12 protein-coding genes are annotated in these 14,614 nt (G+C 67.1%); 5 read left to right on the top strand and 7 right to left on the bottom strand.

Annotated elements, in window-relative coordinates; genetic code table 11:
• A partial coding sequence (locus AC1DR7_RS18625; protein ID WP_478076613.1) for a pseudouridine synthase occupies positions 1–893 on the bottom strand: 893 nt, incomplete at its 3' end.
• A gap of 42 nt (positions 894–935) precedes the next feature.
• Here AC1DR7_RS18625 and AC1DR7_RS18620 point away from each other — a divergent pair.
• From AC1DR7_RS18620 to AC1DR7_RS18610, 3 genes are all read left to right on the top strand, one after another.
• Positions 936–1,487 carry a YaeQ family protein gene (locus AC1DR7_RS18620; protein WP_256773990.1) on the top strand — a complete coding sequence of 184 codons (552 nt, stop codon included), beginning with the start codon at positions 936–938 and terminating at the stop codon, positions 1,485–1,487.
• Positions 1,484–2,668: a BaiN/RdsA family NAD(P)/FAD-dependent oxidoreductase gene (locus AC1DR7_RS18615; protein ID WP_457319367.1), complete on the top strand. Its 1,185-nt coding sequence runs from the start codon at positions 1,484–1,486 to the stop codon at positions 2,666–2,668. Before AC1DR7_RS18620 ends, AC1DR7_RS18615 begins: the two co-directional genes overlap by 4 nt.
• A 90-nt stretch (positions 2,669–2,758) precedes the next feature.
• Complete coding sequence (locus AC1DR7_RS18610; protein WP_457319366.1) at positions 2,759–4,831, top strand: EAL domain-containing response regulator; 2,073 nt, start codon at positions 2,759–2,761, stop codon at positions 4,829–4,831.
• Between the two features lie 33 nt (positions 4,832–4,864).
• Here AC1DR7_RS18610 and AC1DR7_RS18605 read toward each other — a convergent pair whose 3' ends face one another.
• Entirely contained in the window at positions 4,865–5,452 is a 588-nt protein-coding gene (locus tag AC1DR7_RS18605; RefSeq protein ID WP_457319365.1) for a TetR/AcrR family transcriptional regulator, read from the bottom strand.
• A 133-nt stretch (positions 5,453–5,585) separates the two neighbouring features.
• Here AC1DR7_RS18605 and AC1DR7_RS18600 point away from each other — a divergent pair, with 133 nt between their 5' ends.
• Together AC1DR7_RS18600 and AC1DR7_RS18595 are read left to right on the top strand one after the other, a co-directional pair.
• Positions 5,586–6,827 carry an MFS transporter gene (locus AC1DR7_RS18600; protein WP_478051650.1) on the top strand — a complete coding sequence of 414 codons (1,242 nt, stop codon included), beginning with the start codon at positions 5,586–5,588 and terminating at the stop codon, positions 6,825–6,827.
• Entirely contained in the window at positions 6,824–8,029 is a 1,206-nt protein-coding gene (locus AC1DR7_RS18595; RefSeq protein ID WP_457319363.1) for an MFS transporter, read from the top strand. The genes AC1DR7_RS18600 and AC1DR7_RS18595 overlap by 4 nt, the downstream gene beginning before the upstream one ends.
• A 49-nt stretch (positions 8,030–8,078) precedes the next feature.
• Here the strand turns inward: AC1DR7_RS18595 and fabV are convergent, their stop codons facing one another.
• The 5 genes from fabV to tgt form a co-directional block, all read right to left on the bottom strand.
• Positions 8,079–9,338: an enoyl-ACP reductase FabV gene (fabV, locus tag AC1DR7_RS18590; RefSeq protein ID WP_478052641.1), complete on the bottom strand. Its 1,260-nt coding sequence runs from the start codon at positions 9,336–9,338 to the stop codon at positions 8,079–8,081.
• A 620-nt stretch (positions 9,339–9,958) separates the two neighbouring features.
• Positions 9,959–10,936, bottom strand: a complete 978-nt coding sequence (gene secF, locus AC1DR7_RS18585) for a protein translocase subunit SecF (RefSeq protein WP_457320823.1) — start codon at positions 10,934–10,936, stop codon at positions 9,959–9,961.
• A gap of 16 nt (positions 10,937–10,952) precedes the next feature.
• The gene (gene secD, locus AC1DR7_RS18580) at positions 10,953–12,806 is read right to left on the bottom strand and encodes a protein translocase subunit SecD (protein ID WP_256773998.1); all 1,854 of its coding nucleotides are present in this window, start codon (positions 12,804–12,806) and stop codon (positions 10,953–10,955) included.
• A gap of 61 nt (positions 12,807–12,867) precedes the next feature.
• On the bottom strand, positions 12,868–13,215 hold the full coding sequence (yajC, locus tag AC1DR7_RS18575; RefSeq protein ID WP_256773999.1) for a preprotein translocase subunit YajC: 348 nt from the start codon (positions 13,213–13,215) through the stop codon (positions 12,868–12,870).
• Positions 13,216–13,365: 150 nt separating this feature from the next.
• Complete coding sequence (gene tgt, locus AC1DR7_RS18570; RefSeq protein ID WP_478051989.1) at positions 13,366–14,496, bottom strand: tRNA guanosine(34) transglycosylase Tgt; 1,131 nt, start codon at positions 14,494–14,496, stop codon at positions 13,366–13,368.
• Between the last annotated feature and the right edge of the window lie 118 nt (positions 14,497–14,614).

Genomic DNA, 14,614 nt, shown 5'->3' with positions numbered 1-14,614 from the left:
GGGTGCTGCTCGAGCTGGCGTTCGCTCGCGAACTGCCGTGGCGCCCCGCTCAACGGATCGACAAACGCCAACCCCTGCGCCAACAACTGCAGCGGCGCTTCGACCTCCTCCGGCCCCACCCTGCACAGCTGCGGATACAGATCGTCGCCCACGATCGGCGCACCCAACGCGGCCATGTGCACGCGCAGCTGGTGCTTGCGCCCGGTTTCGGGCTGCAGCCGGTAGTGCCAGATCGGGCCGTCGGCATACAGCACCTCGATCCGCGTCCGCGCATTCGGCTCCCCGGGCGCTTCGTCCATGCGGAAGAACGGATCGCCCGGCACCAGTCGGCTGTGCCGCTCCAGCGGGAACGTCAGCGCGGGCAGCGCGGGCGCCAGCGCCTGGTAGGTCTTGTGGATGCGCCGCTCGCGGAACAGGCGCTGGTAGGCGTCGCGCGTGGCCGGCCGGGTCGAGAACAGCACCAGCCCGGCGGTGAGCCGGTCCAGCCGGTGCAGCGGCACCAGCTCGGCGTTGCCGGTGCGCGCGACCAGGCGCGCCAGCAGCGTTTCCCGCACATGCCCCCCGGCCGGCGTGACCGGCAGGAAATGCGGCTTGTCGGCCACCAGCAGGTCCGCATCCCGATAGAGAATGGATTCGAGGAACGGAATCGCCGGCTCGTCGGCCACCTCGCGGAAATACAGGATCTCCAGCCCTACCTGCCACGGCCGGTCCGGCGCCAGCGCCCTGCCCTGCGCATCCTGCACCCGCCCGCGCGCGAACCGGCTCTCCCACTGCGCCCGCTCGATGCGCGGGAAGCGCGCGCACAGCCCGTCCAGCAGGCTCGCCCACTCGCCCGGCGGCAGTTGCAGGCGGCTGGCGGCGATGGCGCTGGGAATCGGATCGGACGGGGTCATGGCACACCCATTATCATGGCGCTCTTTGTTTACGGTATCCCCATGGCCCTCACCGCCACCATCCGCAAGGCCGAACTGCAGATCAGCGACATGGATCGCGGCTATTACGCCAGCCATACGCTGACCCTGGCCCAGCATCCGTCCGAGACCGATGACCGCTTGATGGTGCGGCTGCTGACGTTCGCGCTGAACGCCGACGACCGCCTGGAATTCGGCCGTGGCCTGAGCGTGGACGACGAGCCGGACCTGTGGCGCCGTGATTACACCGGCGACATCGAGCTGTGGATCGAGCTGGGACAGCCGGACGAATCGCGCCTGCGCAAGGCCGCCGGCCGCGCGCGCGCGGTGCAGCTGGTCACCTATGGTGGCCGCGCGGCCGATATCTGGTGGGACCGCAACGCCTCGGCGCTGAAGAAGCTGTCCGGGCTGGACGTGATGGACCTGCCCGGTGAGTTCGTCACCGAATGGGGCGCGCAGATCGAACGCACGATGCAATGGGACGTGCAGATCCAGGACGGCGAAGTGCAGCTGACATCCGACAAGGCCCAGCTCAGCGTCATCCCCACCTGGCGCAAGCAGAAAGCGCAGGCGTGAGTGTGATCCGCTGCGACGTGCTGGTCATCGGGGCCGGTGCGGCCGGGCTGATGTGCGCGCTCACGGCGGGCCAGCGCGGACGCATCGTGCAGGTGATCGACCATGCCAACAAGGTCGGCAAGAAGATCCTGATGTCCGGCGGTGGCCGCTGCAATTTCACCAACACCGGCACCGCCCCGGCCAACTTCCTCTCGGCCAACCCGCACTTCTGCAAGTCGGCACTGGCGCGCTACACGCCCTGGCACTTCATCGAGATGGTCGAGCGCCACGGCATCGCCTACCACGAGAAGGAACTGGGCCAGCTGTTCTGCGACATCTCCTCCAAGCAGATCGTGCGCATGCTGATGGACGAGTGCCAGGCCGCCGGCGTCCAGGTGCGCACCGATTGCGCGGTGACCAAGGTCGAACGCGGCGCCGACGGCTTCCACGTGCAGACCGCACAGGGGCATTTCCATGCGGCCTCGCTGGTGGTGGCCACCGGCGGGCTCTCCATCCCCAGCCTGGGCGCGAGCGGCTTCGGCTATGAGCTGGCCCGCCAGTTCGGCCACGAGGTGCTGCCCACCCGCGCCGGGCTGGTGCCCCTCACCTTGAGCGGCAAGCACCAGGAACGTTTCAACGACCTCAGCGGCGTGGCGCTGCCGATTACCGCCCGCTGCAACAACGTGGAATTCCGCAACTCGATGCTGATTACCCACCGCGGCATCAGTGGCCCGGCGATCCTGCAGATCTCCTCGTTCTGGGAGCCCGGCGACGACCTGCGCCTGGACCTGCTGCCGGGCCAGGACGCGGACGCCTGGTTGCGCCGGATGAAGGCCGAGCGCGGCGCGGCCGAGCTGCGCACGGTGCTGTCGGAGGTGCTGCCGCGGCGGCTGGCGCTGCGCCTGTGCGAGCACTGGCTGCCGGACCGCCCGGTCAAGCAGATCGACGAACCGCAGCTGCGCGAGGCGGCCGCCCTGTTGCAGGGCTTTCCGTTGGTGGCCAGCGGCACCGAGGGCTACCGCACCGCCGAAGTCACCCTGGGCGGGGTGGACACCCGCAAGGTGTCTTCCAGCACCTTTGAATCGCAGTTGGTCCCCGGCCTGCACTTCGTGGGGGAAGTGCTGGACGTGACCGGCTGGCTGGGCGGCTACAACTTCCAGTGGGCCTGGGCCAGCGGCCATGCCGCCGGCCAGGTGGTCTGACCATCGCGTGGATCCGTGACCGGCTACCGTCTGCCGCATGGACGTATCCACACGCATCGTGTATCAAGTTTGCAGTCCGGGGAGTAGTGAATGCAGAACGCGAATGACATCACCGTCCGCCTGCTGATCGTGGATGACAGCGGGGAAAACGCTGAAACCATCGTCAGCACGCTGCGCAACAGCGGCATCGCCGTGCGCCCGGCGCGCCCGCAGCACAGCGAGGAGCTGGCCCAGATCCTGGGCAGCCAGCCGATCGACCTGGTGCTCGTCGCCCCCGCGCAGAGCATCCCGCTGCTGCAGGTGACCCAGCAGATCGCGGCCAGCGGCAAGGACATCCCGATGATCCTGCTGGCCGAATCGATCGATGAGAACGAGTGGGTCGAAGCCGGTGCCAACGGCATCCGTGCGATCGCCCTGCGCAACCGCCCCGAACACCTGCTGGCGGTGGTGCGCAACGAGTGGACCGACCTGCACGCGCGCCGTGGGCTGCGCCGCATCGAGGCGCAGATGCGCGAGACCGAGCGTCGCTGCGATGCGCTGATTTCCTCCTCGCGCGACCCGATCGCCTACGTCCATGAAGGCATGCACATCCGCGCCAACGAGGCGTACCTGGAGATGTTCGGCTACGACTCCTTCGACGACGTGGAAGGCATCTCGCTGCTGGACATGGTCGCCCCGCAGCACGTGGACGGCTTCAAGCAGCTGCTGAAGTCGATGAGCAAGGGCGAGGCGCCGCCGCCGCAGTACCAGGTGGACGCGCGCAACCAGGATGGCGCGGTGTTCGCGGCGACCATGGAGTTCACCCAGGCCAGCTATGAAGGCGAATCCTGCCTGCAGGTGGTGTTCCGCCGCCGGCGCATGGAGTTCGACCCGGAGCTGGCCCGCGAGGTCGAAGACCTGCGCCAGCGCGACCAGGTCACCGGCCTGCTCAACCGCCCCACCTTCATGCTGCATGTCGAAAACGCCGTCGCCCAGGCCGGCCGCAGCGAGGGCCAGTTCGGCCTGCTGCTGATCGAACCGGACCACTACGCACGGCTGCTGCCGGACATCGGGCTGGATTCGGCCGATGCGTTGATCGGCGCGCTGGGCCGGGTGCTGGCCGACAGCGTGGGCGAGCAGGCCCAGGTTGCCCGCTTCGGCGAACACAGCTTCGCGGTGCTGACCGAAGGCGCCTACGCGCAGACCGTGGCACTGGCCGATCAGATCCGCGAGGCCTTCGCCGCGCAGGTGTTCAGCATCGGCGAACGTTCGGCCACGGTCACCGTCAGCATCGGCGGCGTGCAGGTCGGCGAGAAGATCGCCAGCATCGGCCAGGTCCTGGCGCGTGCCACCGAATGCCAGCAGGCGGCGTCCGAACTGGGCAACACCACCCGCATCTTCGATCCGGCCGCGGTCGATCGGGTTGAGGAAGAGCGCATCCAGCGCTGGGTCGCGCGCATCCGCGAGGCACTGGCCGGCGATGGCTTCCAGCTGCACTACCAGCCGGCACTGAACCTGCAGGGCGAACCGCTGGAACTGTACGAGGCCTACCTGCGCCTGGAAAACAACGGCGAGCTGCTCAGCCCGACCGCGTTCCTGGGCATCGCCGAAGAGCACGGCCTGCTGGCCGACATCAACCGCTGGGTCGTGGCCCATGCGATCGGTGTGCTCGGCCAGCGCGAGCGTGCCGGCAAGCCGACCTACATGATGGTCAAGATCACCCCGGAATCGTTCAACGACCCGCAGATGATCGCCACCCTGCGCCGCGAACTGCAGGCGCACGGCGTACCGGGCGAGCGGTTGTGGCTGCACGCCCCGGAAGCCAAGGTGTTCACCCACCTGCGCAACGCCCAGCAGTTCCTCGCCGAGGTGGCGCCGCTGGGGTGCCAGATCGGGCTGGAGCAGTTCGGCTCGGGGCTGGACTCGTTCCAGCTGCTGGCGCATTTCCAGCCGCAGTTCCTCAAGCTGGACCGCGACTTCACCCGCGATGTCGCCAGCACCCGCGAGCACAGCGAGAAGATCAGCGAAATCACCGCGCGCGCGCAGTCGGCCAACATCCGCACCATCGCCGAGTTCGTCGCCGATGCCAACTCGATGAGCCTGCTGTTCAGTGCCGGGGTGGACTACGTGCAGGGCGAATTCGTCGGCACGGCCGGTCCGGCGATGGACTTCGATTTCGCCTGATGCCGGGTCACGGCCCGCCGTCGTGACCGGCCGCTAACGGGAGGCAAGCAAGCCGCGCAGCAGCAGATCAAGCGCGGCCTGTGCGTGCGTCAGTCGTTCCGACGCCCCGGGTCCCTCGGCAATCCAGAACGCCGCTTCGGCGAGGCTGCCGTATATCAGCGAAGCCAGCGCCTGCGGGCTGGCGTCCGCCACCACGCCAAGGCGCATGAGATTTTCGAGCAGGGCCTGCATCGAGGCGACGCAATGGCGCTGCGCTTCCGGTGATGCGCCGCCCAGGACCGCACGCGCATCGCGTAGCACGATGCGTTGGATGTCCGGCTCCAGGGCCATCTCCAGGTAGGCATGGCAGCGGCTGCGAAAGCCTTCCCACGGATCGGCAGCCGTGGCCGAAATCGTCTGTAGTCGGACATCCATCGCGGTATCCAGCTGCGCCACCACGGCCTGCAGCAATCCCTTTTTGTCGCCGAAGTGGTGGTAAAGCGCGCCACGGGTGAGCCCTGCCTGCGCGGTCAGATCGTCCATCGAGGCGTCGGCATAGCCATGCGTGGTGAATACCGCATGCGCGGTGGCCAACAGGGCGGCGCGGGTCTCTTGCATCTCGGCACGGGTGCGGCGGGCCATCCGGTCAACTCCTTACATACGGTTCGTATGTTTATTTACATTCACAACGTATGTATATAGGATTTTATTCATACGCGTCGTATGTATGCGCATGAACCCGTGCCGGCCGATGGCGCAATCCTGGAGAACGTTGATGCTTGCCCCTTACCGAACGCTGTTTGCCGCCCCCGGAACGGGGCGCTTCGTCCTGGCCGGCCTGCTGGCGCGACTGCCCCTGCCGATGACCGGTATCGGCATCATCACTCTGCTCGCGCAACTGCGCGGCAGCTATGCCCTTGCCGGCACCGTGGCGGCCGCGTTCGTCCTCACCTACGCGCTGCTCTCGCCACAGATCTCGCGCCAGGTGGACCGCCACGGGCAATCGCGCGTGCTGCCGGTCGCCGCGACGGTCAGTGTGCTGGGCATGGCGCTGCTGCTCGCCGCGGCCGCGCGGCACGCACCGGCATGGACGCTGTTTGCCGGCGCGGTGCTGGCCGGGTGCATGCCAAGCATGTCGGCGATGGTGCGCGCGCGCTGGGCCGCGATGTTCCGGGGGCAACCACGTCTGCAAACCGCTTACTCGCTCGAAACCGTGCTGGATGAAGTGACCTTCATTGCCGGTCCGCCGCTGGCGGTAGGACTGTCGGTGGCGATCGATCCGCTGGCGGGCCTGTTCGCCGCCGCCGTGCTGCTGGCGCTCGGCGTCACCGCGCTGACCGTGCAGCGTGGCAGCGAACCGCCGCTGCAGCCGGTTGACCCGGGCGACCGCCACGGGTCGGCGATCAGCGTGGGGAACGTGCGCCTGCTGGCGCTGCTGATGGTCGCGATGGGCGTCATTGTCGGTACGGTGGACATCACCAGTGTCGCCTTCGCCAACCAGCGCGGCGTTCCCGCCACCGCCAGCGTGGTGTTGTCCGCCTATGCACTGGGCTCGTGCGTGGCGGGGCTGTTGTTCGGTGCGGTCACACTGCATTGGCCACTGCGTCGGCTGCTGTTGCTGGGTGGCATGGCGACCGCACTGTCCACCCTGCCCCTGCTGCGGGTGGACAGCGTCGCTGCGCTTGCGGTGGCCGTGCTGGTGGCTGGAGTGTGCTTCGCTCCGACCATGATCGTAGCGATGTCGATCGTAGAGCGGCTCGTGCCTGCGCACCGGCTGACCGAAGGCATGACCTGGCTGCTGGCCGGGCTCAACGTGGGCGTGGCGATAGGCGCGGCAAGCGCCGGCCAGCTCGTGGATATCGGCGGTGCGCGCGCCGCATTCGTCGTCGCCGTCGCTGGCGCTGCCATGGTGGCGCTCACTGCGCTGTGGGCGCATCAGCGCCTCCCCGCGCAGACGCGCGACGCAAGCGACGCCGCCGCAACGACCCCCTCCCTTTCTGCAGGATCCGAACGATGAACAGGCTTCCCGGTGCGCATCCGCATGCACCACGCGCGTGGTTGGCGGTTGTTGCCGCCGCCCTGGCCACCTTCGCGGTGGTGACCACCGAAATGCTGCCGGTAGGGCTGTTGACCGATATCGCCCAGCACCTGGACACCAGCACCGGCACGGTGGGGCTGACCCTCTCGCTGCCTGCGCTGCTGGCGGCCCTGTTCGCGCCGATCGTGGTGATCAGCGCCGGGGGTATTGACCGACGCTGGATCCTGGCGGGGCTGCTGGCCCTGCTGGTGACCGCCAACCTGGCCTCGGCGCTGGCGGCGGACATCCGCTGGTTGCTCGCCGCGCGGATCCTGGTCGGGTTCTGCATGGGGGGCATCTGGGCCATCGCCGGCGGCCTGGCTGCCCGGCTGGTGCCGGCCGAACGCGTGGGGCTGGCCACGTCGATCATCTTCGGCGGCGTCGCGGCGGCATCGGTGCTGGGCGTGCCGCTGGGGACTTGGATCGGCGACCTGGCCGGCTGGCGATGGGCCTTCGCCGCGATGGCGCTGTTCAGTGCAGCGGTATTGGTCCTGCATCTCGTGGCGATGCCCACACTGTCGGTAACGTCTTCCCCTACCCTGCACCAGTTGCGCGGGCAGCTGGGCAACCGGGCGTTGCAGGCAGGACTGCTGCTCACGTTGCTGCTGGTCGGTGGGCATTTCATGACCTTCACCTTCGTGCGGCCGCTACTGGTCAGCATGGCCGGCGTGGATCCACGCTGGGTTGGCGCAGTGCTGTTCGGCTACGGCATCGCGGGCATCGTCGGCAATTTCATCGCCGGCACCGCGGCGGCCCATCGCCCCGCAGCCACGATCACCGCCATTGCGATGGGCCTGTTGCTCACCCCGCTCCTGTACCTCACCCTCGGCGACACCGCAGCCGGCGGCACGGCCGTGCTTCTGGTCTGGGGGCTGGCCTATGGCGGGGTGTCGGTTGGCCTGATGACATGGGTGATACGGGCCGCGCCGCAGGCCGTTGAAATTGCCAGCGCGCTCTATGTCGGCGTGTTCAACGTGGGCATCGCGCTGGGATCGTGGAGCGGTGGTCAGCTGGTGGACGGGCTTGGGTTGACCGCCGTGCTTTGGTTGTCGGCCGGCTGTGCCGGCGCCGCGCTGATGCTGGCGTTGGTGCTCACGGCAGGCGGGCGCCGCGCTGGAACTGAAACGACAAACGCCGGGTAATCCCGGCGTTTGCAGTGCAACCCACGCGTGCCTGTTCGGGCACGCCGGATCAGGCCATCTCGACCAGGTTCGGAATCTTCACGTCGGTGGCGACGTCGGCGTCGTAATCCACGCCTTCCACGCCAAACCCGAACAGGCGCAGGAACTCCGCCTTGTAACCGGCCAGGTCGCTGATCTCGTACAGGTTCTCGTTGGTCACCTGCGGCCACAGCGCGACGACTTCGCCCTGCACCTCCAGCGCCATTTCCTTGTAATCCGCGCGCAGGCGACCGGCCTCGTCGATCAGTTCGACCTTGCGACCGCCGTCGGCAACCAGGTCATGGCGCAGGCGCTCGATCGCCGTGCCCGCGTCCTTGCCGCCGTAGAGAATGTCGTACAGCGTATCGAGCTGTTCGATGCAGCCCTCGTGGGTGCCCTTGGCCTTCATGACCTTGAACAGCAGCGACAGGTACAGCGGCATGGTCGGAATGGCTGAGCTGGCCTGGGTGACCACGGCCTTGAGCACCGACACGCGCGCGTCGCCGCCGATCTTCTCCAGCTTCGCGCGCAGGCCCAGCACCTTGGTGTCCAGGTCCTTCTTGGCCGCGCCGATCGAGCCGTTCCAGTAGATGGCCTGGGTGATCTCTTCGCCGACATAGGTGAAGGCGGTGGTCGTGGCGCCTTCCGCCAGCACGCCGGCCTCCAGCAGCGCATCGATCCACATCTGCCAGTCTTCGCCGCCCATGACCGCGACCGTACCGGCGACTTCTTCCGGGCTGGCCGGTTGGATCGTGGTTTCGGTGATCACTTCCTTGTCGGTATCCAGCCCGCGCAGGGTGATCGGCGCGCCGATCGGCTTGAGCGTGGAGCTGATCACTTCGCCGGTCTTGGGATGCTTGCGGCGCGGTGCGGCCAGGCTGTACACGACCTGGTCGACCTGGCCCAGGTCCTGCTTGATCAGCTCGATGACCTTGGCCTTGACCTCATCGGAGAACGCATCGCCGTTGACGCTCTTGGCGTACAGGCCAGCCTGTTCGGCGTACTTGTGGAAAGCGGCGGTGTTGTACCAGCCGGCGGTGCCGGGCTTGGTTTCGGTACCCGGGCGCTCGAAGAACACGCCGAGGGTGGCCGCATCGCTGCCGAAGGCGGCGGTGATGCGCGCTGCCAGGCCGTAGCCGGTGGATGCACCCAGCACCAGGACCTTCTTCGGGCCGTTGGCAATCTTCGGCTTGGACTGGATGTACTCGATCTGCTGCTTGACGGCCGCATCGCAGCCGACAGGATGGGTGGTGACGCAGATGAAGCCGCGCACACGCGGTTTGATGACCATGGAGACCTCGATTGACTGGCGCAGGCCGGGCCTGCGCGATGAAAAGGGGCAACGCGCGCCACCGTGGCGGCTGCGCGAACGCAAGGGATCGTAGTGCGCGGGGGCGCGTTGTACAACCGACGGGGGTGTATGGCGGGCCGTTTGTCACTGCGTTTGCGAGGGACGGGATGGGTTTGGCAGGACGCGCCGTAAACCCGTCCGTGGGGGCTCGCGGGCGCCATCCAGTGCGTCCTACGCTCCTGCCAACCCCACCCCGCCGCTCGCCCGACAGGTGGCCGCGCGTGGGTGGGAGAGCAGCCGGGCATGGCCCGGCTCTACCAAGCGCGCTGATGCGTGCGATAGGCCCGCGTAGCCACGCAACACAGGGCGTGGCTTGGATCCGTTGCCGGTTACGGAGAACTGTCTGGAGGATGGCGGCCAGCCCCGTGCAGGACCCTCGGGCGCCATGGATGGCGCCCGCGAGCCCCCACGGACGGGTTTACGGCGTGTCCTGCACGGGGCTGGCCGCCGTCCTCCCTCGCACAGAGCAAAGACGCCGCTCCTGGCGCTGCCTCGCCTGCTGCAAAAAAAGAAAAGCCGCGCAGGGCGCGGCTTCTCAGGTAGTGCGTGCAACCGATGACTTACGGACGGCGCTCCAGCGCTTCGATGTCCTTGGCCTTGGGCAGCAGGTCCTGCTTGGTCACGCGCAGCGCACCGATGGTCAACATCGGCACGGCCACCAGGATCGAGGACAGCACCACGATCACCGCGCCCACCATGTGGGTTTCGGCCAGGCCTTCCATCGACGTACCGCCGTACATGTACAGCGCCAGTGCCGACAGGAAGAACATCACCGCGGTKATCACCGTACGCGACAGCGTCTGGTTGATCGAACGGTTCAACACCTCCAGCGGCTCCACGCGCAGGCTGCGGAAGTTTTCGCGGACGCGGTCGAACACCACGATGATGTCGTTGATGGCAAAGCCCATCACCGACAGCAGACCGGCCAGCACCGTCAGGTCGAACTCGCGACCGATCGCCGAAATGTAGGCTACCGTCACCAGCAGATCGAACAGCGCCACGATGCTTGCCGTGATGGCGAACTTCCACTCGAAGCGGAACGCGATGTAGATCAGGAAGCCCACCAGCATGAACAGCGTGGCGTACAGACCGTTCATCGCCAGGTCCTTGCCGACCTGTGGGCCCACGAACTCGTTGCGCAGCACCGTTGCCTTGTTGTCGCCGGTGGAAATGGCCTTCACCACCGCCGCGGCGGTGCGCTGGTCACTGGCCGAATTGCCGGTGCCCGGTGCGTGTTCGCCCTGCGGTGCCAGGCGGATCAGCAGATCGGTGTTGCCACCGAAACTCTGCACCTGTGCGCCTTCAAAGCCATTGCCCTCGAGCTTGGCGCGGACGTCTTCAACGTCAACCTTGCGCTCGAAGCGGGCCTCGATCAGCGTACCGCCGGTGAAGTCCAGCGCGTAGTTGAAGCCCTTGGTCGCGATCAACGCGATCGAACCCACGAACAGCAGCAGGGTCACGACCATCGCGGCATGACGCCACCGCATGAAATCGATCTTGGTGTCGTTCGGGAGGATGTGCAGCGGAAACAGTTTCATTGTGCGTGTCGTCCCGTCAGATGGCCACGTTCTGGAGCTTCTTGCGGCGGCCGTAGATCAGCGTCGCCAAGGCGCGCGATACGGTGATTGCCGTGAACATCGAAGCGAAGATGCCGATGATCATGGTCAGTGCGAAGCCCTTCAGCGGGCCCGTACCAAACGCATACAGGGCCACGCCGACGATCAACCCAGTCAGGTTGGCGTCGAGGATGGTGCCGCTGGCACGCTCGTAACCGGTCACGATCGCGGTCTTGCCCGGCATGCCGGCACGCAGCTCTTCGCGGATACGCTCGTTGATCAGCACGTTGGCGTCGACCGACAGGCCCACCGACAACGCCAGGCCGGCAAAGCCCGGCAGGGTCATGGTGGCACCGAACATAGACATCACCGCGACCACGATCAGCAGGTTGAACAGCATCGCCAGCGAGGTGATCACGCCGAACATGCGGTAGTAGATGCTGAAGAACACCAGGGTGAACATGAACGCGTAGACCACCGCGGTAATGCCGTTCTTGACGTTCTCCGCGCCCAGGCTCGGGCCGACCACGCGCTCTTCGACGAAGTCCATCGGCGCTGCCAGCGAACCGGACTTCAGCAGCTTGGCCAGGTCTTCGGCTTCCTTCTTTTCCAGACCGGTGGTCTGGAAGTTCTTGCCGAACACACCGTTGATGTTGGCCACGGAGATCACTTCCTCCTTGACCCGGAAGCTGCGCACTTCCTTGCCATCGACCATGTTCACGGTCGGGATGCGCTCGGTGTAGACCACCGCCATCGGCTTGTTCACGTTGGCGCTGGTGAAGTCGAACATGCGCTGGCCGCCGACGTTGTTCAACGTCACGCTGACTGCCGCCGAACCGTTCTGATCGGTGGTGGCCTGCGCGGCGACCATCTGGTCACCGGTGACGATCACTCGCTTGTTGAGCAGCACCGGACCGCCGTTGTCACGGCGCTGGTAGACCTTGGCTTCCGGCGGAATGCGGCCGCTGGCGATCGCGTCCTGCGCGTTGCCCTCGACCACGGCGCGGTATTCCAGCGTCGCGGTGGCACCGATCATGCGCTTGGCTTCAGCGGTGTCCTGCACGCCCGGCAGCTGCACGACCACGCGGTCGGCACCCTGGCGCTGGATGATCGGCTCGGCCACGCCCAGCTGGTTGACGCGGTTGCGCAGCGTATTGATGTTCTGCTCGATCGCACCATTGGCGATCTGGGTCAGCTCGGCCTCGGGGACCTTCACCGTGATGCGGTTGTCGTTGACCTCATAGCCCAGCGTCGGCTGCGCCTTGGCCATCACCTCGCGGGCGCGGGTGACCGCTTCGGCACCGGCGGACGGGCTGATGGTGGCGATGATGCTGTTGTCCGCACGACGCTCCACCGACTGGTAGGCGATGCGGGCATCGCGCAGGCTGCTGCGCACGTCTTCGGCGTAGGCATCCAGGCGCTTGTCCAGCGCGGCCTTCTGGTCGACCTGCAGCACGAAGTGCACGCCGCCCTGCAGATCCAGGCCCAACACCATCGGGCTGCCGCCCAGCTTGGCCAGCCACTCCGGCACGGTCGAGGCCAGGTTCAGGGCCACCACATAGTCCTCACCCACGCTGTCGCGCAGGGTATCGCTGGCGGCGGCCTGCGACTGCAGGTCGGCCAGGCGGACGATCAGGCTGTCGCCTTCCTTCTCCGCGCCAATGGTCTTGACCCCGGCCTTGGCCAGGTCGGCCAGCACGCGGTCACGCAGCGCGTCGTCGATCTGCCCGCCACGGTTGGCGGTGATCTGGACGGCCGGGTCCTTCTGGTAGACGTTGGGCAGCGCGTACAGGGTGCTGAGCGCCAGCACGATCAGGATGAGGAAATACTTCCAGCGTGGAAATTCGAGCATTGCTTGGGTCCCGCGCGGCGCCCATCCCGGCGCCGCGGTTGTGCTTCGGAAAAGGAGTGGCTCAGTTGGCCGACTTCAGCGTGCCGGTCGGCAGCACGTTGCCCACGGCGCCCTTCTGCACGCGGATGCGCACGTTGTCGGCCACTTCGATGGTGATGAAGTTGTCGCCGATGTCGGTGACCACGCCGGCGATGCCGCCGTTGGTCAGCACTTCGTCGCCGCGCTTGATCTTCTCCAGCATCGCCTTGTGTTCCTTCTGACGCTTCATCTGCGGGCGGATCATCAGGAAGTACATGATCGCGATCAGGATGATCGGGAACAGCAGCGTGGTCAGACCCATACCACCGCCCGGCTGGCCGCCAGCGGCTTGGGCGTGGGCGGCAGGAATCAGGAAAGCGATCAGGTTCATGTTGGTGTCCTTGGGTTGGGAGGCGCCCTGCCCTGGTGGGCCTGGGTGTCGCCGCGAAACGGGTCAGCCACGAAGTATGCCATGGCCCCGGGAGTTCGTCCTCGGGCCCTTTGGCAGGGTCGGCGCGGCGGTCGGTGCTGCGTGGAGGGTCTACAGCGGCGGGGTAGCCGCGCCACGGGCCGCGTAGAAGGACTCGCGGAAGGCGGCAAAGGTTCCCGCCGCGATGGCCGCGCGCATGTCGGCCATCAGCTTTTCGTAGTAATACAGGTTGTGGATGGTCCCCAGCATCGGCGCCAGCATCTCGTTGCAGCGGTCCAGGTGGCGCAGGTACGAGCGGGTGTAACCGCTGGTGCAGGCGTGGCAACCGCAGCCCGGCTCGATGGTGTCCATGTCGCGCTCGTAGCGGGCGTTGCGGATGCGCACGGTGCCGAACGAGGTGAAATAGTGGCCGTTGCGGGCGTTGCGGGTGGGCATCACGCAATCGAACATGTCCACCCCGCGGGCGACGCCTTCCACCAGGTCCTCCGGGCGGCCCACGCCCATCAGGTAGCGCGGGCGGTCGGCGGGCAGGATCGGGTGCATGTGGTCGAGCATGGCGTTGCGCTCGTGCTCGGGCTCGCCCACGGCCAGGCCGCCGATGGCGTAGCCGTCGAAGCCGATCTGCTGCAGGCCCTCGGCCGAGCGGCTGCGCAGGTCATGGTGGACCCCGCCCTGGACGATGCCGAACAGCGCCGCATCATTGCCCAGTTCGTCGTGCGCGTTGCGGCTGCGCTGGGCCCAGCGCAGGCTGAGTTCCATCGAGGTCCGCGCGACCGGCTCGGTGGCCGGGTACGGGGTGCACTCGTCGAAGATCATCACGATGTCCGAGTCGAGCACCTTCTGGATGCGCATGCTTTCTTCCGGCCCGAGGAAGACGCGTGCGCCGTCGGTCGGCGAGGAGAAGGTGACCCCCTGCTCGGTGATCTTGCGGCGGTGCGCCAGCGAGAACACCTGGAAACCACCCGAATCGGTCAGGATCGGGCCATCCCAGCGCGCAAAGCCGTGCAGACCGCCGTGGTCGGCGATCACGTCCAGACCGGGGCGCAGGTACAGGTGGAAGGTGTTGCCCAGGATGATTTCCGCGCCCAGCGCCCGGATCTGCTCCGGCAGGATGCCCTTGACCGAGCCATAGGTGCCCACGGGCATGAATGCCGGGGTCTCCACGGTACCGCGCGGGAAGGTCAGGCGGCCGCGGCGGGCGCGACCGTCAGTGGTCTGGAGCTGGAACTGGAGTCGGGACATGGAGCGGGATTCGGGCAAATAATGGCCCATTGTCGCCGAAAAGCCCCCGCCTGCGCTCGCCCGTAGAGCCGACCGTTGGTCGGCCACCCACCCAACCGTAGCACCCACCCAACCGTAG

This window comes from Stenotrophomonas sp. P5_A9, assembly GCF_056400525.1.
The sequence above is the reverse complement of the archived record's forward strand: the minus strand, read 5'-3'. Positions and strand labels throughout refer to the sequence as shown.

Coding starts and splice junctions, on each gene's coding strand:
- AC1DR7_RS18620 (WP_256773990.1), top strand. CDS start 936: ATGGCCCTCACCGCCACCATCCGCAAGGCCGAACTGCAGATCAGCGAC.
- fabV (WP_478052641.1), bottom strand. CDS start 9,338: ATGGTCATCAAACCGCGTGTGCGCGGCTTCATCTGCGTCACCACCCAT.
- tgt (WP_478051989.1), bottom strand. CDS start 14,496: ATGTCCCGACTCCAGTTCCAGCTCCAGACCACTGACGGTCGCGCCCGC.
- AC1DR7_RS18610 (WP_457319366.1), top strand. CDS start 2,759: ATGCAGAACGCGAATGACATCACCGTCCGCCTGCTGATCGTGGATGAC.
- secD (WP_256773998.1), bottom strand. CDS start 12,806: ATGCTCGAATTTCCACGCTGGAAGTATTTCCTCATCCTGATCGTGCTG.
- AC1DR7_RS18600 (WP_478051650.1), top strand. CDS start 5,586: ATGCTTGCCCCTTACCGAACGCTGTTTGCCGCCCCCGGAACGGGGCGC.
- yajC (WP_256773999.1), bottom strand. CDS start 13,215: ATGAACCTGATCGCTTTCCTGATTCCTGCCGCCCACGCCCAAGCCGCT.
- AC1DR7_RS18595 (WP_457319363.1), top strand. CDS start 6,824: ATGAACAGGCTTCCCGGTGCGCATCCGCATGCACCACGCGCGTGGTTG.
- AC1DR7_RS18605 (WP_457319365.1), bottom strand. CDS start 5,452: ATGGCCCGCCGCACCCGTGCCGAGATGCAAGAGACCCGCGCCGCCCTG.